Source organism: Anaerohalosphaera lusitana (genome assembly GCF_002007645.1).
Classification (GTDB): Bacteria; Planctomycetota; Phycisphaerae; order Sedimentisphaerales; family Anaerohalosphaeraceae; genus Anaerohalosphaera; species Anaerohalosphaera lusitana.
In genome coordinates, this window is the sequence record NZ_CP019791.1 from 3,550,345 (window position 1) to 3,569,509 (window position 19,165).

17 protein-coding genes are annotated in these 19,165 nt (G+C 49.1%); 2 read left to right on the top strand and 15 right to left on the bottom strand.

The features are described from left to right. Positions 1 to 160: 160 nt before the first annotated feature. The 6 genes from STSP2_RS14295 to STSP2_RS14320 all read right to left on the bottom strand — a co-directional run bounded on the left by STSP2_RS14295 (position 161) and on the right by STSP2_RS14320 (position 7,878). Positions 161 to 946, bottom strand: coding sequence for a type II secretion system protein (locus STSP2_RS14295; protein WP_146663417.1), 786 nt, complete (start codon positions 944 to 946; stop codon positions 161 to 163). Between the two features lie 112 nt (positions 947 to 1,058). Beyond that, complete coding sequence (locus STSP2_RS14300) at positions 1,059 to 3,212, bottom strand: endonuclease/exonuclease/phosphatase family protein (protein WP_146663418.1); 2,154 nt, start codon at positions 3,210 to 3,212, stop codon at positions 1,059 to 1,061. Between the two features lie 91 nt (positions 3,213 to 3,303). Further along, the gene (locus STSP2_RS14305) at positions 3,304 to 4,050 is read right to left on the bottom strand and encodes a PEP-CTERM sorting domain-containing protein (RefSeq protein WP_169853239.1); all 747 of its coding nucleotides are present in this window, start codon (positions 4,048 to 4,050) and stop codon (positions 3,304 to 3,306) included. Between the two features lie 132 nt (positions 4,051 to 4,182). Continuing rightward, the gene (locus STSP2_RS14310) at positions 4,183 to 5,754 is read right to left on the bottom strand and encodes a hypothetical protein (protein ID WP_169853240.1); all 1,572 of its coding nucleotides are present in this window, start codon (positions 5,752 to 5,754) and stop codon (positions 4,183 to 4,185) included. 46 nt (positions 5,755 to 5,800) lie between these two features. Then, complete coding sequence (locus STSP2_RS14315; RefSeq protein WP_146663421.1) at positions 5,801 to 7,315, bottom strand: FecR domain-containing protein; 1,515 nt, start codon at positions 7,313 to 7,315, stop codon at positions 5,801 to 5,803. Between the two features lie 5 nt (positions 7,316 to 7,320). After that, positions 7,321 to 7,878 carry a sigma-70 family RNA polymerase sigma factor gene (locus tag STSP2_RS14320; RefSeq protein WP_146663422.1) on the bottom strand — a complete coding sequence of 186 codons (558 nt, stop codon included), beginning with the start codon at positions 7,876 to 7,878 and terminating at the stop codon, positions 7,321 to 7,323. Between the two features lie 237 nt (positions 7,879 to 8,115). Between STSP2_RS14320 and STSP2_RS18130 the strand changes: the two genes are divergently transcribed. Further along, positions 8,116 to 8,307 (top strand): transposase, encoded by a 192-nt coding sequence (locus tag STSP2_RS18130; protein WP_418202216.1) that lies wholly within the window; start codon positions 8,116 to 8,118, stop codon positions 8,305 to 8,307. Between the two features lie 753 nt (positions 8,308 to 9,060). Here the strand turns inward: STSP2_RS18130 and STSP2_RS14330 are convergent. The 9 genes from STSP2_RS14330 to STSP2_RS14370 all read right to left on the bottom strand — a co-directional run bounded on the left by STSP2_RS14330 (position 9,061) and on the right by STSP2_RS14370 (position 17,590). Further along, positions 9,061 to 10,374 carry a type II secretion system protein GspD gene (locus STSP2_RS14330; protein ID WP_146663423.1) on the bottom strand — a complete coding sequence of 438 codons (1,314 nt, stop codon included), beginning with the start codon at positions 10,372 to 10,374 and terminating at the stop codon, positions 9,061 to 9,063. After that, positions 10,367 to 10,972: a hypothetical protein gene (locus tag STSP2_RS14335; protein WP_146663424.1), complete on the bottom strand. Its 606-nt coding sequence runs from the start codon at positions 10,970 to 10,972 to the stop codon at positions 10,367 to 10,369. The genes STSP2_RS14330 and STSP2_RS14335 overlap by 8 nt, the downstream gene beginning before the upstream one ends. After that, on the bottom strand, positions 10,959 to 12,482 hold the full coding sequence (gene pilM, locus STSP2_RS14340) for a pilus assembly protein PilM (protein ID WP_146663425.1): 1,524 nt from the start codon (positions 12,480 to 12,482) through the stop codon (positions 10,959 to 10,961). Before pilM ends, STSP2_RS14335 begins: the two co-directional genes overlap by 14 nt. Further along, a complete protein-coding gene (locus STSP2_RS14345) occupies positions 12,483 to 12,935 on the bottom strand; it encodes a hypothetical protein (RefSeq protein ID WP_146663426.1) in 453 nt (150 codons plus the stop codon). A gap of 187 nt (positions 12,936 to 13,122) precedes the next feature. After that, positions 13,123 to 13,548, bottom strand: coding sequence for a type IV pilus modification PilV family protein (locus STSP2_RS14350; RefSeq protein ID WP_146663427.1), 426 nt, complete (start codon positions 13,546 to 13,548; stop codon positions 13,123 to 13,125). After that, positions 13,533 to 14,015 carry a pilus assembly FimT family protein gene (locus STSP2_RS14355; RefSeq protein ID WP_169853241.1) on the bottom strand — a complete coding sequence of 161 codons (483 nt, stop codon included), beginning with the start codon at positions 14,013 to 14,015 and terminating at the stop codon, positions 13,533 to 13,535. Before STSP2_RS14355 ends, STSP2_RS14350 begins: the two co-directional genes overlap by 16 nt. 259 nt (positions 14,016 to 14,274) lie before the next feature. After that, on the bottom strand, positions 14,275 to 14,607 hold the full coding sequence (locus STSP2_RS17775; RefSeq protein WP_146663429.1) for a type II secretion system protein: 333 nt from the start codon (positions 14,605 to 14,607) through the stop codon (positions 14,275 to 14,277). A gap of 92 nt (positions 14,608 to 14,699) precedes the next feature. Then, positions 14,700 to 15,899 carry a type II secretion system F family protein gene (locus STSP2_RS14365; RefSeq protein ID WP_146663430.1) on the bottom strand — a complete coding sequence of 400 codons (1,200 nt, stop codon included), beginning with the start codon at positions 15,897 to 15,899 and terminating at the stop codon, positions 14,700 to 14,702. Then, the gene (locus STSP2_RS14370) at positions 15,899 to 17,590 is read right to left on the bottom strand and encodes a GspE/PulE family protein (RefSeq protein WP_146663431.1); all 1,692 of its coding nucleotides are present in this window, start codon (positions 17,588 to 17,590) and stop codon (positions 15,899 to 15,901) included. The genes STSP2_RS14365 and STSP2_RS14370 overlap by 1 nt, the downstream gene beginning before the upstream one ends. A gap of 305 nt (positions 17,591 to 17,895) precedes the next feature. Between STSP2_RS14370 and STSP2_RS14375 the strand changes: the two genes are divergently transcribed. Further along, positions 17,896 to 19,116: a GAF domain-containing sensor histidine kinase gene (locus STSP2_RS14375; RefSeq protein WP_169853242.1), complete on the top strand. Its 1,221-nt coding sequence runs from the start codon at positions 17,896 to 17,898 to the stop codon at positions 19,114 to 19,116. Positions 19,117 to 19,165: the final 49 nt, after the last annotated feature.

Consider the following 19,165-nt stretch of genomic DNA (forward strand, 5'->3'; position numbering starts at 1 on the left):
GCATAACCTGATGTGCTTTGCCGAGCTTCTTCCATGTAGATTTCTGACACCCTGATGTTATTATCGCTTGCTCAAGTGCGCATCTTATGTCAGCCTGCTTTAGATTATAGAAGCCATTTCAAAATGCCTCTACTATTTTCGCAATCCACACGAACCACCACTAATAAAATATTATTCCCGCAGCTCCTGCATTAGCTCTGGGTTCCATTTCAGATTTCTTGTTGTATGTGACGCTTCCATCACCGTATCCCAAGGGATTGTCAGTTGCGGTTGAAAACACGTTAAACTTAGTATCCATTTCTACCAGGTTACCACCATGTGAAAGGTCCCAGAAATGGCCGCTACCGCCTGCCGCATTGCTGACACGATGTGCGAAGATAGGAGTCCGAGACGTAGCCTCGCCATCATTTTTTGGCCAATGAACCGGGTTGTTGACCATGTTTCCTTCATCGTCCCTGAAACTGTACTTGGGTTCCTCTCCAAAGTAGGTATAATTTGCAAGCCACATATATGGGCTTGTAATATTGGCCGGATCCTGTCCAGCGTCCAGATCAACAGAACCCCAACCCCCATATGCACCGTTCTCATGTAAGTATTCGGGATTCTTAAAAATCGAATCTCCGGACCTAATTGATCGTATGACAGGACACAGCATTACATCCAGATCATCGATATAGGGGACCATAGCATGATACAGACTGTCATTACTGCCGTTACTTCTTGCGTATTCGGGGCTGTGGTCGCCATGGGAATGATATCTGCCGTCATTGTCAGTCGCATACAACTTCAGGTATAGCGAATGACTTCTAATGTTATTCGCGCAGTAGACACGCTTGGCCATTGTCTTGACTTTGCCTAGAGCAGGCATCATGATCGCAAGCAGCAACGCTATGATTGAAATCACGACCAGCAATTCAATTAAAGTAAAAGCCTTTTTGTTATGCATTATTTGCCCCTTTGATCAAAACGAGATTTCCAGTTATATTGTATAATCCAACCAATCCATTTTACAATTCACCGCTGAGCCATCAATATCTTGTTCTCAGGACGTATCGGAATTATCGTTCAATTTTAAAAGTCGCTATCACTCCTCTATGATCTGATGGCCAGGAACCACTGTATCGGATATCCGGCTGTATTTCCGATTTACCCTGATGTTCGGGATTGTTCGGATTTTCACCAATAACAGCAGCATCTGTAACCATCACGCCTTTACCGGCATACATGATCCAGTCAATTCGATCAACTACCTGGTTGGGGCCATCTGGAGCATCAGCATCATAGGGACGTCGGCCAGGCGTATTATTCGCATACGGCGGCGTCCAAGTATTGCCCGGTTTAGCAACCGGATCGGGGAATATTGCTCGGTAGGCATCAACCATGCCGGCATCGGTCATTGTCTTGGAACCTCGCCACTCAATGTCAAACCGCAATGGTGTCCCGGAAGAATTATTGATCCACCGATCTGCTCCGCTTACCATATAATCGGCCGTCCAGTCCAGATGAGATGCTTCGTTAAAATCACCCATAAGTACGACTGGCCTTCCAGCATCGATATGTGTTTGCAGTCGATCACGCGTATAGTTATATGTTTCCTGAATGCTTATTGTATTTAAAATTTCTTGTTCGAATTGCTCCAGGTCTGCTGGAACCGAACCGTTAATTATTCGGTTTTGTACGACCATAGGGCCATATCCGCCTGAAGGCCACCAGTGTGCAACATGAACATAGATCCACTGATCCTCATTGAAATTCACACGGTAAGCGTAAGAGTTTCTGGAGGAGTTGCTAGGATTATAGGGATCCTGTTCGATCGCAAATTTTGCATAAATTTTCCCAAGTTTCCGCCAACTGCTGTCGTTCGCCTGAAGCGCAGTTAAAATGGGATCAGGGTTTGAAGTATTGTGCTCGGTAATCCCTACAATATCAGCGCCGGATTCAATTATCACATTGGCAATATCCTGGTAGCGATTTTTGTAATATAGTGGCGAAGTAGCGCCGATCGTCGCGACTGGATCTCCACCCGAAAGAATATTAAAGGTCATAACCTTAAGCTCTGTCGCATTGACATTATAACACCCAATCCTGTTAGTGACCGTGCATGCAAGCCATTGACGGGCTATTTCAGCCAGATCGGCTAAATCCACAATACAATCTTTGTTTACATCTGCAGTTAAATAACCCCCGGGTCCGCAAAGATTGTTATCATAGATTAAAACCGTTAAAGGCGTAACAGCAACATCATCATAATCTTCGTCGGCACTGGTAACACTAAATGTAATATCCGAATTGTGTGTCGATTCTTCTGCGACTTCATCATCTATTGCCGTTACAGTAATGGTCTGAGCAGTGTTCCAGTTATCCGGAGTAAATACAAGTTTGTCAATATCCAGGCTTATCTGATCATCGGCAGCAAGCGTTATCGTTACATCTTCAACAGGAGCGACTCCAAGCGAAACGGTAAATGTGTCAGCCGTAGGACCATCTTCATAGACAACCGGATCACCAGAAATCACCACATTGCCCAAAGCCGCCGAAGGCGAATATGCGCCGGTTGTATCAAAACGAATGTAATCAATTGTAGTCTGCCCGCCTTTTGTCGGAGCACTCCAGCGACCAATAAAGATCATTGACGACGCATTGTAAAAATCACCGGCAATATTGGTTGCAAGAAGCTCACCATCAAGCCATAAGCGAGTACCATTGCCGTCATATGGATCATAAGCCATTCGAACCGTGCGGAAATTGGTCGACATGTCCGCTGACCATGCCACAGTTGCACCATAATCACCTGTAGTTCCGCGATCACTGATCCCATTAGCAAAAAACATGATCCATGGTGCAGCAAACTCGCCTGTATTATCACGTGATATCATATCAAAAACAGGTGCACCGGCAACTAGGTCTGAATCGATGCGAAGCCGTGCTTCCCAGGTCCACCCTATAGATGAGTCCACCGTACCGGCATTTGACCATGCGTCAAAGGATGAGTCAGACGTGGATACTGTCATGGTGCCGTCACCGTTTATAGTCGTTTTGCCGTCAATGTTTGTAGTGGTCCAGGACGAAAGTGTTCCTGGCAGCACGTTTCCTTCGATTTGTTCGAGCGAGGTAATAAAATTAAGCGAATCCCTTGACTCGATACCTCTTGCAAAACCACAAATACAGGTGAAAATAACAGCCGGTAACAATATCCTGAATGGCAATGTCATTGTATAAGTCTCTTTTTTTAATGTTTAATCTTGGCAAATCCGACCTCAAGGAGCGAGGTCGGATTTGCGCATTAAATACCAATTAGTGAACCTATGCTTTGCGTCGATTTCTCAAAACAGCAATACCACCAAGACCAAACAGAGTCATCGTTATTGGCTCTGGTACAGGTGCATAAGCGCCAGTGGTATCAAAACGAATGTAGTCGATCGTCGCTGTACCACCGCCGGTCTGGGCACCCCAGCGACCGATCTTCGAAAATTCCGAAGCGTTATAATCACTGCTGACCATAGCGTCGTAAACCTTCACGCCGTCAAGCCAGATGGTAGTGGCGTTGGTGCCTCCTTCCACCGCGCCGCGGATGACGTGAAAGCCGTCAGTGAGGTCGGCTGCCACCTCGGCGTCAACACCATTACCGGACGAATCAGGATCGATTCCTGTCGAAAGGAAATGGATACGAGTTGCTGCCAGTCCGCTGTCGTTGTCACGAACAAATACTTCCCAAACACCCTTATTTTCGGCATTGGCTGAATCGATCCGAAAGCGGGTTTCCCAGGTCCAGCCGACAGCACTGTCGAAGTTGTCATTGCTGGCATCATGTTCGATTGTCTCATAGCCGCTAGTGACCAGCGTAAGCGTGCCGTCGCCGTTTACAGCGGTAAAGGGATTGCCGTAACTTGTAGCGGACCAATCGCCCAGTGTAGCAGGATCAACGTCACCTTCGATCTGATCCAGCGTTGAAACAAAGTTGCCCGAATCACGGATCGCAAACGCTGCATGCACATTGCCTGCTGCAAATACTACTGCCATAACCATTAATAACAAACCAATCTTTTTCATCGTTACTACCTCCAAAATGCAAACATGAATCATTATTTCCGTAACAGACCATCTGATACAGATCACCTGCGAATTAAATTCGCTGGCATAATATTCAAACTACACATCTGAAAATACATACTAAATCTTGTACTATTGCTGATCCGGTGTTCGGCGAACATAATCAGGATCACCTGGAAGATACCCCAGATCACATGACGGATCGTTCGGAAGCGAGCAGGCAAGCCATGTCTCCGCCAGTTTCGCAAAATCAGCGAGATCGATCTGGCAGTCATGGTTCATATCCATTCTGTGGTATACATAGTTCTCGTTAATCCCAGCTCCGCATTCATTGTCATATATTACCACTGTTACATTCTGGTTGCCCAGATCGGCATAACCAAGATCGCCTGTCGTTATTGTCATCGTAATATCACTGCCGCCATTTGCCCATTCAACAATTTCGTCGTCGACAGCAGTAACTGTAACGGTTTTTGGCCCAATATCTCCCGGCACAAAAACTAGTTGTGAAGGACTCACCTGTACCTGGTTGGGATCTGCCGGGTCAAAAAGATCGATCACCAAGTCTGATGTTGGCGAGGTCGACAGTGAAACATCAAATGAATCGGTTTGCGGAAGACCGCCGACACCACCTTCAGCAACTGCGGTGTCACCATCTGTGTGAGACACTAAAATTGCTTGAGAATCGTTGTCAATAACGTCAACAGTGAGGCGAGGGATCAAACCGCCTTCAAATTCAGAATCAGCGCTGGAAACCACAGGAACAATAGTGATTGTCTCTGTCTCTTCAAGCGTTGAATCTTCAAGAGACTCGACGGTTACCATCTGGGGCTGATCCCAGTCTTCGGTCGTAAATGTCAGTATTACAGGTTCTGTGGTTCCATTCAATGTCATATTCGGATCGTTTGCGTCGAGCTCTACATTCACGTCTGCCGTTGGCGCAAAATCCAATACCACATCAAAAGAACTAGCTGCACCTTCAAGCATTGAGATGCTGTCAGGTGTTATTGTTCCAACAGGTACTGGTGCATAAGCGCCAGTCGTATCAAAACGAATGTAGTCGATCGTCGCTGTACCACCGCCGGTCTGGGCACCCCAGCGACCGATCTTCGAAAATTCCGAAGCGTTATAATCGCTGCTGACCTGAGCGTCGTAAACCTTCACGCCGTCAAGCCAGATGGTAGTGGCGTTGGTGCCTCCTTCGACCGCACCTCGGATTACGTGAAAGCCGTCAGTGAGGTCGGCAGCTATCTCCGCGTCCACACCATGCCCTGATGTATCGGGGTCGATTCCTGTCGAAAGGAAGTGGATACGAGTTGCTGCCAGTCCGTTGTCGTTGTCGCGAACAAATATTTCCCATACACCCAGGTTTTCGGTATTGGCTGAATCGATCCGAAAGCGGGTTTCCCAGGTCCAGCCGACAGCGCTGTCGAAGTCATCATTGCTGGCATTATGTTCGATTGTCTCATAGCCGCTGTCGGTAGTGACCATCGTAAGCGTGCCGTCGCCGTTTACGGCAGTAAAAGGGTTGCCGTAACTTGTAGCGGACCAATCGCCCAATGTAGCAGGATTAACGTCCCCTTCGATCTGATCCAGCGTTGAAACAAAGTTGGCCGAATCACGGGTCGCAAACTCTGCATGTACACTTCCTGCTGCAAATACTACTGCCATAACCATTAGTAACAAACTAAACCTTCTCATCATGAATACCTCCAAAAAAATATATATTGTGATTTTGATCAACACTAAACTAACGCTTAACATTCAGAACCAAACTGAGATTGTCAGCGTAAGAGTCGGCAGCATCAGAGTCATCACTTGAAAGCTGTCTCCCCTGTAACTCTACAAGTATCGTACGGCAATTGAAAGGAAGCGTCCCCGTCTTCTCTCGCCTGACGAAACCTGTCTGGTTGTTTCGCTCTGTCGGTTCAACAGGTCCGATCTGAGATTTGCCCAGTGGATTGCCGTTAGAATCCAAAAAGGTCAATTTGAGTTCTACCGGATTATCCTGATCTTCCCATCCTCCAAGCCAGCCGCTTAAGTCATAACTCACTGCCCCATGGTCCACGTAATAAAACAATTTTGATATATCAATATTTTGAGATATTGTGCTGTTATGCAAACTGTGGAAGAAATTATTGCCCCTATTAGGAGGCAGCACTTCCTCGCTTAAATCCGGAACACGAAATTCATTGGTCTCAAATAATTTATAATTAACAGCAATAGCTTGCGAATCATCTTCCCATCCACTTATATGCATATTCTCGTGCAGCTGAGCAGCAGACACCATTCCCTCGTCCTGTTCAAAATCACCGTTGACAATCAAATTTTGACCGAACAGTTTTCGTGCTTGTTCTATCTCATTTACGCTCCGAACAAACGGCTTATCCCAACTATCCACTTTGCTAATACTCTGATCTTGAACGCAAGCTGCCTTACCCGCTATTAATCTCTGAGACTTTTTGTATACTTTCACATCCGAACCGACGCGAAGATCAATCTCACCTTTGGCAACGTATGCGTTAGTATTCCCCCTCGAATCGACTAATATCCCAAACTCAGTGCCATAATCAACAACAGTTGCTCCGGGCGATCTGACCATAAAGCCAGCATTATACTCACATTTCGCCCAGAGTTTTCCAAACTGCATGAACATCTCATTTTCAGCTTCTAGATTGAATTTCGCAGGGCCTTCAATTGTAACGACAGAACCATCATAAAATGTGATCTCAGCGACTCCTTTTGTCAATCGCAATGAACCGGGGCGAAGTTTATCGCCAGGGACTAGCACATCTGGGCCTTCTCCCCATTGAGCATCAACTGAATTTGTAAAAACTGCCACCGGTTCAGATTTTGGTGTCAAAAGAACTGTGACCATTAGAAAGAACAATGTAACGGATGAAATGATTGCGGTGTACAATGTTATCTTGTTTATTTTGTTTGGCCGCTTTTCAACCTGAGAAGTATGGGTGGGGACAGGTTCGTTAGACTTTGGAATTACAACTTCCGGTGCAGTCATTTCTGTATATGCAAGTGATCTCCAGAGCTCGACATCTAAAAGTTCCGACTCATCTTGATCGCTGATACACTCGATATTTTGCAGAGCAACCTGGGTAGCAATACATTCAAGATAATAATCTCGTGCTTGTGAATCATTGATAATAAGATTATTAAGCTTCAGGGCCTGCTGTTCATTTAGAGAGCCATTGACAGCAAGAAGCACCAGTTTGCTTATGATGCGATAATTCTCTATGTGTTCGTTCATATCTGTTATTCAGTCGCCAAAGTTAACCGTACGCACCTAATGAGGGCATCCTGTATACGCGACAGGATCCTGTAGATTGTTTTCGAGCTCCTCCCCAACCGCTCTGCCATAACTTCAACAGGCAATTCGTTGTCATATCGCAAGTGAAGCACGGTCTGATCACTACTGTTGAGTTTTTTTACACAGCTTCTTAATGCTTCTATTCGTGGATCGATATGCTTGAAAACTTTATCAGATTTACTTTCAAGTACCTCGATGGCTTGGTCGCTTAAATAGAATTGCTTATTCTTTCCTGAATGCTTTTGACGGTAATTCATTATTTTGTATCGTGCAATTTTTATCCCCCACGCCGAGAAGTCAGTGTCTTGCTCGAAGTCATCGAATTTCTCCCACATCGTCACACTTGTTTCTTGCATAATGTCATCGGCATCAGTTTTTTGGGGAGTCAAACTGAGTACAAAACCATAAATCCTGCTCTGATTAAGGCTCATTAGCTGCAAAAAACGCTGAATACGCTCATTCTGTGGGTGGTTATGGCTGTTGTTAGTTCCAATTCCCTGCATAAAGCACGCCCTGCCTGACAAATATGTAAGTTTCAACACTTATTGCCGCTAATGCGGTTCCATGAGGATACCGCTTTCCTACTAGGGATATTTCACGTTGCGGCCAAAATTCTCACGTTTTTTAAAATTCTTCTGCCTGGAAGCCATCTCTAAACTGCTTTTAGGAGCCCTCTTACGAAACGCAAGAATCACAGTACCGAACATATAAGTCAAGATTTCCGTCAGGCGGACGCTGTTATCGGCTCCGGCGGTACGGTTCAGCAGGCCTGCCGCAAGCTGGGCATCAGCGAAGCGACCCGTTACAACTGGCGAAAGCAGTACGGCCGCATCAAGCTCGACCAGATCAAGACCTTGCAGAAAGATCCCCCCCGTCCCGGAGACGCAAGACGGCCGAGCATATTCAACAGACCTTGTGCCATGCCTGATTAGCGACCGTCTTAAGTCTCATTAGATTGGCATAAAAAGCAAGGGAGCTCTAATAATTGCTTTTGAGCGGCAAGTAGAAGATTTTTGGGTTCCGACAAGGAAGGCAAATCAGCTTTAGTTGTAGCTAAAGCGGTTTTTGTCTGACGCCGCTCGGAATCAAAAAGATTCGCTTGACCGCCAAAATGAATTCTTAGAGGTGCCCGCAAGATAATGAAAGTAAGATATGAGAAAAATCACATGCTGAAAGTACTGGAACTAAACGAAAGGAACATAAAGTGACTCTTACAAAGCAATTTCATGCGATTACTCTGAATGAACTGCCCGGCCAGCAACTGCCCCTGAAATTTTCCCCCTAAAAACACGGTTTACCTAAAAAAATTACAGATTCCCCATTTTCTTACCGAAAAGTTAGTACACAATCCTTGCATACTCAGCCACAGACTATTAAGTTATTGCCTGATGTGAGGATTATTACGATTATATGAATTTTGCGGGATAATCGTAATTTTCCTTAAAGAATTGGAAACAGCTTTTTCGATAATAAAAATGGAAAAGCTAGTTTTATGCCCAAGAGGCCAAGCTAAACTTTTCATCACCCTCCTCCGAAGCCAGATTCTCAAGTAGGATCTGGCTTTTTTCATGCGCTGAACAATACAGCCATACTGTTCGGCTCTCGCCGTGATATTATCGGACGCCCCTACTCCTACCCCATTACATCACAGCAATTGAATCCGCACCGGCCCAACTGACTTCTCCTCATTTCTGCTTAGGGAACGTCAGCGTATCCCGCAAATACTCAAACTCGGGCCTGGGCTCGATCGGCTCAGTCTTCAATCTGCCGTTCTCGGGCAGCCTCAGCGTCTCTCTGTTCCGAATTTCCTCGAAACGCTTCATCTGATAATCCGAAGGCTTATCCTCAGGCTTGTAAATGTGAGGGGATATCAGCACCACCAGCTCCGAATTCGTCACAACTGTCTTATCGCTTGAAAACAGCCAACCAAGCAGCGGCAGATCACCCAGCAAAGGTATCTTGTCCTGCGTCAGCTTAGTATCCTTCCTCCTGAGCCCGCCAAGCGCAAGCACCTGTCCGTCCTTCATCAAAAGCGTTGTCTTCGCCTCACGCTTGTTCACGATCGGAACATTGCTGTTCACCCCCGCCGTACCGGTATTCACACTCTGCTGCGGATAAACATCCAGCATGATCTCCCCGTCATCCGTCACACGCGGAATAACCTCCAGCGTAATACCGGCATCCTTGAATCGCGTCGACGTGATCGCCTCCTGGCTCCCAACCCCGCCCGTCGACTGTGTCAGCTCGGTATACGGTATCTCCTCCACAGTCTGTATATGTGCCGGATGACCGCTAACCACCAACACCCGCGGACTCGCGAGTATCTCGACGTTCCTCTCCTGCTGCAGAAGATTAACCGTCGTACTCACGCTGTTCTGTATAAGATTGAACGATCCGCCCTCACTTAGCGTATTCAGCGTCTGCGTATAATTCACACTGTGCGGCGAACCTGCCTCTTTGAACAGATCCTCCCAGTTCACACCTATCTCCGTATCATCGCTCAGCAGAACATCCAGTATCACAACCTCTATAAGCACCTGCTGCGGCGTCTGATCCGCCTTGCGTATCTGCGCCAGAATATTGTCCAGATTCTCCCGGCTGTCACAAATTATCAGTGTGTTCGTATTCTCATCAACCGCCGCGCTGCCCCACTCCGTCAGCAGCGATCCGACTGCAGGCAGGACCTTCTCAGCATCGAGATACTTGAGCATCATCGACTCGATAAACATCGCGGGCCGCTCTTTCACAGGCTCCATAACCATCTTACGCCCTACAGCAACCGGCTCCTCATCAATCTCAACCTCAACTTCAGGCTCGGGCTCCTCAGGCGGAACGACTATCTCGAACGGATCTGCCTTGCCCACCTTGATACCCTCAGCAGGCTTGACGTCCTCGATCACCTCCGCATTACCAGCATCCTCTGATTCCGCCGTCTCCGCCCATACAACACTAGAGCATAACAGCATAACAAATATTATCATAAAACGAATATTAACCATCGGATAGGGCCTCCCTGTCCTGCAATATATTGATCGTTATCTTCATGCTGCACTCCAGCTTTCCTTTATTGAGCTGGTCCACAGACATTAGTATATCTCTTACCACAACTTCCTGCGGCATATCATCCAGCGAACCCAGAAACTGCATCAACCCCGCATAAGAACCGGAAAACCTCAGCTTCGCCGTCTTCTGCGTCACCGGGCTGATCCCTCCCTCTTCTTTTTTGTTGGCTTTATCCGTCGCCGTATTGATATAGGTCAGCGCAAGGATCGAACATCCCGCCTCCTCCAGCATCGTCTCGACCGAATAGAAAAACTCACGAGCATCATTAGTAGTAAAAAAGTACTGACTCTGCACTTCCAGAGAGTCCTTGAGATCAGTGATCTCCCGTTCCTTCTTACTCACCTTCGCCCGGATCACCATCGCCTTCTTCCCGCTGTTCTGCAGCATATGATACTGCTGCTGCGCCGCCTTGAGACATACCGTCTGAGGCGAAACGATCCAGTTATACGCCGCAAACGCGATAAGACACACGCTCGACACACCGATCAGAATTCGTGAAGAAGGTGTTGTTTTGTATACGTTATTCGGAAGCATTTGCCTGCAAACCTTCCCTGCCTGAAATTTTACATTCCATACGATAGCTCAGTAGATTTTTGATCCGCTCGTGTTTATTCGTCTCCGCAACCGCCGCGGTCTCGAACAAAGAAGACTCCTGCAGCAGCCTCGCAAAATAATGAACAGACTGATAATCCAGACTGTCCCCCTTAATTATCATCGTATCGTCATCATCGCAGTAAAGACTCGTAATGCACAGATTCTGCGGCGTATGCTCACTTATCTCCTCCAGGATCTTCGCATAAGCAGGCGTACGACTCGCTTTCATCGCCTCATTCATCGCCTGCTCCTTCTCCTGCAGCACACCCAGGTGATCATTTAAAAACCTGTGCCTCCGCACCAGCTTCTCGATATCCGCCGACGGACTCTTCTCCCGCCTCTCCTCCATCGCTCGATGAGTCTCATTCGTCTGCGCCACCTGGTAACCCGAAAACAGGATCATCGCCAGCAGCATAGCCGCCGTACAGTTACCCACCTTCAGCCCAACATCCTTGAGCTTTGCAATATCCCGATCCCGCTCCGGAACAAGATTGATCTCCAGATCGCATATCGACCGATGCGCATATTTCATCGCCAGCCCGATCGCCGTCAGGCTCGCCGACTCCACCTTGCTGCTCTGTGCAGGCGTATCGGATGCGAACGAACTGTCCGAACACAAAAACGTGTTCACATCCAGCGACTCATCAAGCGAATCCCTCAGAGCCGCCCCATCCAGACATCCCTTGCCCGCATTGATTATCACTTCCCAGCCGGCCCGCATATCCAGACTCGAATCGAGCTCATAATACTGAATGATCGAGCTTATCTCATTGACGCACTGTTCAACCGCATCCGCCCCCTCTTCCCGATTCACATCCACACAACGAGCAAAATCCAGCTCATGCTTGTGGAACACACAGAAAAATATCTGCGAATCTCTCACATGCACCGCCAGAACGTTCTGCGAATACCTCGGCTTGATCACCTTCTGATATATCGACCTGCACCACGCAATAGTCGGAAACTCAACCCCAACAGGCTCGACCTTCGCAAGCCGGATCGTCTTCAGCAAACGATTGATCCTCTCAGCATTCGTCGCTCCCACCAGCACGCGACCCGAAGAACCCGACCGCGCATTTGCCAATCGGCAAAAATCATAATGACTCTGCTTACCCGAAAGCAGCGCACTGTTCTTGATCTGTGACCGCACATATCCAGCCACATTCGCCGGAACATCCTCCGGCAGATCGATTATCTGTGCTAGCCCCGCCCCAGCAAACAGCGAAACTACCGCCTTCCTCTCACGCACGCCGTGCTTCTTCAACAGTCCACGCACGGTCTTGGCAAGCACCCTCGGATCCTCGATAGATTGTTCCTTGACCACCCCCTCCGGCACAGGCGCACTGCCCGCCTTCAACAAACGTATGCCGTCGTCCACCTTCTTTATGTGAGCGATCGACACCTGCGTCTGCGATATATCAATCCCAAGATAAGTTGAGGATCCCAACATCTAGTAAACCCTCTCAACGGAATCTTTTCTTATAATGTGCGGCGAAACACTGCCTATAGCAATATTCGCCCGCAACTTAGTCGTAAAACCCTGCTTCGTCTCTCCTGTCGATTCGACAACAAGCTCAGAACCGCTCCCCGTAACCGTCACCGAATAACTGCCCTCCCCAAAAGCCTCATCCGAAAACCCCTCACGCCATTCATCGTCGGCCCGCAACTCAGAAAACGCATGGTTCAAACCAGCCTCAGCAAAATAATACGCCTGCACATTGTTAACATGGTTCTGCATCAACTGAAGTTCCTCTGTGTTCGCCTGCAATATGCCTATCACCAGCGTAGACATCAACGCCACGGTAAACACCACTATGATCAGCACAGAACCTTTTGTCTTGTTATCCATATCAAACGCTTCCCAAACCGACATCACACCGCCGGAACAGCGATACTTTTTCACATCATCATCCTATCTCACCTTACTTCGACATAATCACCCCGTCGATGAGCCCTGCATGCCTACTAATTTCACAATCCCAGCTCCAATGCCGATAAATCGCAAAAAATGCTCATTACAAAATCAAATGAAAATAATATAGGACTTTACCGCATTAACCACGTCCCTATGACCGCCCCGCAGAACCCGCTCACATACGCCTTGCAACCATCGTCGAAAGCGAAACGAGCACCTCATCGTCATCCAGCCTGGCGTTACTGTCCGCATCCACACCCACCGACACCGACAGCTCCCTCAACCCGCTGTTAACTGTATCGTCTGCAATGTCACAATAGAACCCATCCTGAAGTTGCAGATCACTCTGCACCACACTCGCCGCATGATCCGCTCCAACAGCATCCTTCACCTCGTCCAGCTTCGCCTCAGCAAGCAGCAGACTCTGCGTTTTCTGATCGATCCGTGTAGAAGAAATATAGGACCCCGTCAGAGCCTTCAATATTGGCGTGATCCCCAGCAGAAGCAGCGTCGAAGCAACCACCACCTCGGTCAGTGTAAAGCCTCCCCTGCACCGACGTCCTCCTCTGCACCTGCCTGTTTTTCTCACTCTTCCGTACATTTGACAGCTCCCGTGGACCTGACTATCGCAACCGAAAACGTCTTGCCGTCCGCAGCGACCTCCAGACTGTCGTCACTGCCCGCCTTCAGGTTCCCTAACGGCCCAAAGTCATAACTCCCGGCCCCGCTGCAGGAAATCTCATCGGAAACAAACTGCTCGTCAACCTTCGAATTATTCGAAAGATCGATCAGCCTGTAACCCGCCCTGCCGTCCACCGACACGAAATCCATCCGATAACCCTGACTGTTCTCCGACGCATTCGATATCGCCATGTGCCTCGTCCTGCGAAGATCCGTCACGATCTTGTGCGCCGCGGTCTCCGCAGCATGCTTGCGAACGATCCCGAAGTCAATACGAGGTATCGCCACAGCCGCAAAGATGCCTATAAACATCACCACGACTATAACCTCAGCCAGTGTATAACCAGCTTCCAGCTCTCTTCCGGATTTTATTCGCATAGCCGTCATTGACCAGATCATCCTCACAGTGCTTCAGGCGCGAAAAAGATGCCGGAACATACATCGAACCGGCACCGATCGCATGGAAAACGGAGGCTTAGAAGTTATTTCAAAACTGCTTTTGGCTTGCCGGCGAGCAATTTTTTCGTCTCGACAAGGCGAGCGAAATTGGTAATAGCCGTAACTATGGGCGATTTTGCTCAACGCAGTCGAACGGAAAAAGGGCCGCCGAAAGGCAAATCTGAGTTTTGAAATAGCTTCTTATTCGTCAATGATTGTGATCCGACGTATCAACGCGGTTGTCTACCAGCGTGTCAGGATACTCAGCATCTTCGATTGGACAAACAGGTGCTCCGTCCGGGAACAGCGAAATGTCTGTCGTGATCGTGCTGAGCTTGTCCGGATACTCGCCGTTATCCGCGTTGTAAAGCTCGATAGCCGAATTGAGCACATCTACGTTAGTTGCACATGCCTTTGCCTTTGCGTTCGTAGCACTTTTCGAGATCCTCGGAATAGCGATCGCTGACAACGCCGCCAGGATCAATACCACGATCAGAAGTTCGATCAGTGTTACACCCTTCTTGAGATTCTGTCTTTTCATTTTGAAACCTCTCGTTTAAAAATGTTTTTTCACAAATACTCTATCGTTACAATACATCACTCACTTTGCTAATTTTCCCGTATTTTTACCGATTATTTCACCTGCCCCATGTAATCGAACATCGGCAAATATACCCCCAGCATTATCGATCCCACGATCAAACCCAGAAGCACCGACAACGCGGGCTCTATCTTAACCAGAACCGACTTGATCGTCTTCTCGATCTTCCTGTCATAGAACTCAACGCCCTTTATAAGCATCTCAGGCAGCACACCAGCCTCCTCACCCGCACCCGCAAGCTGCACTATCACAGGCGGGAACAGATCGTACTCCGACATCGCTGCCGACACCGAACCGCCCGTCTGTATCCTCTCCTGCAGAGCGTCCGTAATAGGATCCACCGACGAATTGCCAGCAACCTCCCTCGCAAGCTCCAGTGATTGGATTATCGGAACACCAGACGCCGACATCATCGCGAACGTCCGCACGTACCGGCTAACCAGCAGCATCCTGTTGAGCTGGCCCACAACCGGCAGCTTCAATTTCAGCATGTCGATCTTGCCCCGCAGCGAAGGCATCTTGCACAACTTCGGCACCCCGTACCCTACCGCCAGACACACAGGCAGCGCGATAAACCAGTAGTTTCGCGTTATATTACTCAGCGTGATCAGCACCTGCGTCGGCATAGGCAGCGTAATATGAAGCTGGCTGTACAACTTCTGGAACACCGGAATAACGAATATCACCAGCGCCGTAACGATCAGCAAACACATCACACAAACCACGACCGGATACGTCAGCGCCTGCTTAACCTTGCCCTTGAGCTCATTCTGCTTATCCAGGTAAACCGCCGCCATCTCAAGCGACTCCGCCAGCTTACCGCTGCTCTCACCCGAATCCAGCATACCGCAGAAAAAGTCCGAAAACACATAATTGTACTTCCCGAAAGCCTGCCTCAGCGTAGCTCCCGTTTCGATGTTGTGTCTGATATCCGCGATCACCGACTTGAAATCCTCATTCTCCGTCTGTTCCTCGAAAGTCTGCAGACATCGCATGACAGACAGCCCCGCCTGATACATCCCTGCAAACTCATAAGCGAACGAAACGATCTCAGTCGTTTTGATCTTCAGCTTCTTATTGCCCGAAGCGGATTTGACTTTCTTCGCCTTGACCAGATCAAAGCCCATCTTCTCAAGCCCGCTCCGCAGCTCGTTCGTATTCTCAACGTCCGTATAAACGCCCGAGAAAACGCTGCCGCTCTCATCTTTAGCTTTGTATTCAAATGTAGCCATCAGGCTTCTCTCATATCAACAACACGACTCAATTCTTCCAGGGTTGTACGCCCCTCCATCGCGTGAATAATTCCCTGCGTCCGCAAGGTCTTCATCCCCTCATCTATCGCCCTTTCCGCGATCCGCTCATTCGACTTTCCGTCAACGATCATCTCCTTGATCGCGTGCGACACACTGAGTATCTCATAGATCCCCTGCCTGCCTCGATAGCCGATATTCTTGCAGACCTCACAGCCTGTTGGTTTGTAAACCTCCGGCACATCACCGCTGCCGTCATGATCGAGCATCGCGATCTCATGACTCTGGGCCGCAGCCGGCTCACTGCACTTATCACAGACCTTCCTCACAAGCCGCTGAGCAACCACACCGAGCAGCGAAGAAGCAACCTGGAAAGGCGGTATCCCAAGACTCACCAGCCTCGATATCGCACCCACCGCATCATTCGTATGCAGCGTACTCAGTACAAGATGCCCGGTCAACGCAGCCGAAACCGCTATCTCAGCCGTCTCAAAGTCACGTATCTCACCGATCAGAATAATATCCGGGTCCTGCCTCAGTATGTTCCGCAGACATTTCGCGAAATCCAGTCCGATGTCAGGCTTGATCTGTACCTGCGTAATCCCGCCCAGTCTGTACTCGACCGGATCCTCTACCGTAATTATGTTCCGCTCAGGCGTATTTAGCTCCTGAAGCAGCGAATACAGCGTAGTCGTCTTACCGCTTCCCGTCGGCCCCGTAAGCAGCATCATTCCATACGGATTGCTGATCAGCGACTTGAACCTCTTATAATCATCCTCCTGCGGCGCGATCGTATCCAGCGGTATCAAACCCGTACTCGCATCGAGTATCCTTATAACCACCTTCTCACCGCCCGTAGCAGGCAGTGAAGCAACACGCAGATCGTAATCCTTGTCCCTGTGCTGTATCGCAATATGCCCGTCCTGGGGAAGACGCTTTTCCGAAATGTCCATCTCCGCCAGAACCTTTATATGTGACACGACCTCCAACTGAGCCGACGCAGGCACATTCAGCGCCTCCACCAGCATACCGTCCACACGATACCTCACACGCATGTCCGGCTCCTGGGGCTCGATATGAATATCACTCGCCCTCGCTTCGATCCCGCCCGTAATTATCGAATCCACCAGACGAACGATCGGCGCATCGGCAACCTCCGAATGCCTCGTCCCCTTCTTCTTGCTCTTCTCCGTACCCGAACCCTTCAGTCGCATCGCGACGATGTCCTGCTTCGTCACCGACTCCAGGTTGAAGTGACAATTCACCGCCTGCCGGACAGCCTCCTCCGTCGCAGCCACCGGAACAACCTTATACCCCGTCTTCGTCGTGATAAGATCACGCACCGCAAGATTCAGCGGAGCACTCATCGCCAGGTACAGCCGGTTCTTCTCCATCCGAACCGGTATCAGATTATACTGCCTTGCCAGCTCAGCAGGCACCAGCTTCGCCGCCATCTCGTCTATCATGTCCGGCCTAAGATCGATAAACTCGATACTGTTGCCCGCCGCAACTGCCCGCGTAAGCTGATCCGCATCGAGTATGCCGTTAGACTTCAGATAGCTCAGCAGACTCTGACCCGACTGATCACAGTAAGATAGTATCTCCTCAACCTTCTCAGGCAGGAGAATCCTCTCTTCAAGCAAATATTCTATTAACGAATCCTGCTTTAGCATCGATTCCCTTATTTCAATGAGACCACAAGTTACCGCAGGCGATATCGTCCCACCCGCCCCCTCACTTAACAACTAAAGCCCCTCAAAACTCGTAAGCACCCGCCAGATAAGAAAAATTCCTAACCTGCAACTCACTTATGGGACCATCACTGCAATGAAAACCAAATTAAACTTGCCCAACCCGCAATATACCGCCTCAAACCGGACCTAAGTTAAGCCCCCCTGCCTAACACTCGATAGAGTATTTAGACGGCGCCAACGCGCATATTACGAATAAATTGCAAATATTTGAGAGAGACATGCAAATGCAAGATTCGGCCGAAAAAACCCTTGTCGATCAAAGTCAGACTGACCAGCCGCAAAGTCAGATCGATCCGATGGAATGCCTCGATCTCATCCGCGACCTCTGCCCCGATAACCTCAACAATGACAACATGGACGATTTCCTCGATACCGCCCGTACACGCATTCAAGAATTCCTCGGCTTCGAAAACTGCTATTTCATAATGAAAAGTGCCAAAGGCAAAATGCCCGACATCGCGCGTATGAAGCAGAAAGATGAAAACTTCACGCCAAGCGCCGCCATGGTCGAAAACGCAGCCACCAACGAAACCAACATAATCACCGAAGACGCTCCCCACAGCACAAGCTACATAGGCGACCCCGACTTCCAGCGATACAACACCCTCGCAGCAGCAGCCATAGTCCTCAAAACCGCCGAAACCTCCTACGGCATACTCTACGTCGACAGCACAACCGAGAAAACCTTCACCGACACCCAGAAAACCTTCCTCGAATTCCTCGGCACCCAACTGGGCCTCGTCCTCGACAACGCAGCAAAAAAACGACTCGCCGCCGCCGGCAAAGCGACCCTGCACCTCTCCCACTCCGTCAAAAACATCCTCCAGATGGTCACCGGTGCCTCCGAGGTCATCGATTTCGGCCTCCGTACCAACCAGATACACCGAGTCGTCCGAAGCTGGCAGATCCTCAAACCAAACCTCGAACGTATGCGCAAATTCATGCTCGACATGCTCGACTACAGCAAGGACCGCAAAATTGAAACCGGCCCATGCGAATTCAACCGCGTCATCCAGGGCGCGATCGAATCGCTCAACTCCCAGCTCAAACAGAAAAAATTCCGACTCAACATCCGCGTCGACCAGGACATCCCGACCGTCGAACTCGACAGCGAACGCATCCATGAAATGGCCCTCAACCTCATCCTCAACGCCGTCGACATCATCGATGAAAATACCGGCGTCGTAAACGTCGAAACAAAGTACCGTAAAACCGAAGAACTAGTCGAACTCAGCGTCGCAGACAACGGGCCCGGCATGACCGAAGAAACCAAAAAACGCATCTTCACGCCCTTCGAGTCAGGCAAAAACAAGTTCGGCACCGGACTCGGCATGGCAATAGTCAAACAGGTCGTCGACAAACACAACGGCACCATCGAGATCGAATCCGAACCGGGCGAAGGAGCGAAATTCATCCTCCTCCTGCCAGCAAAAGCTCTCGACTAAACCGAATACGCTCCAACCACCACCAGCCGCGCAGAACCCGACACAGACT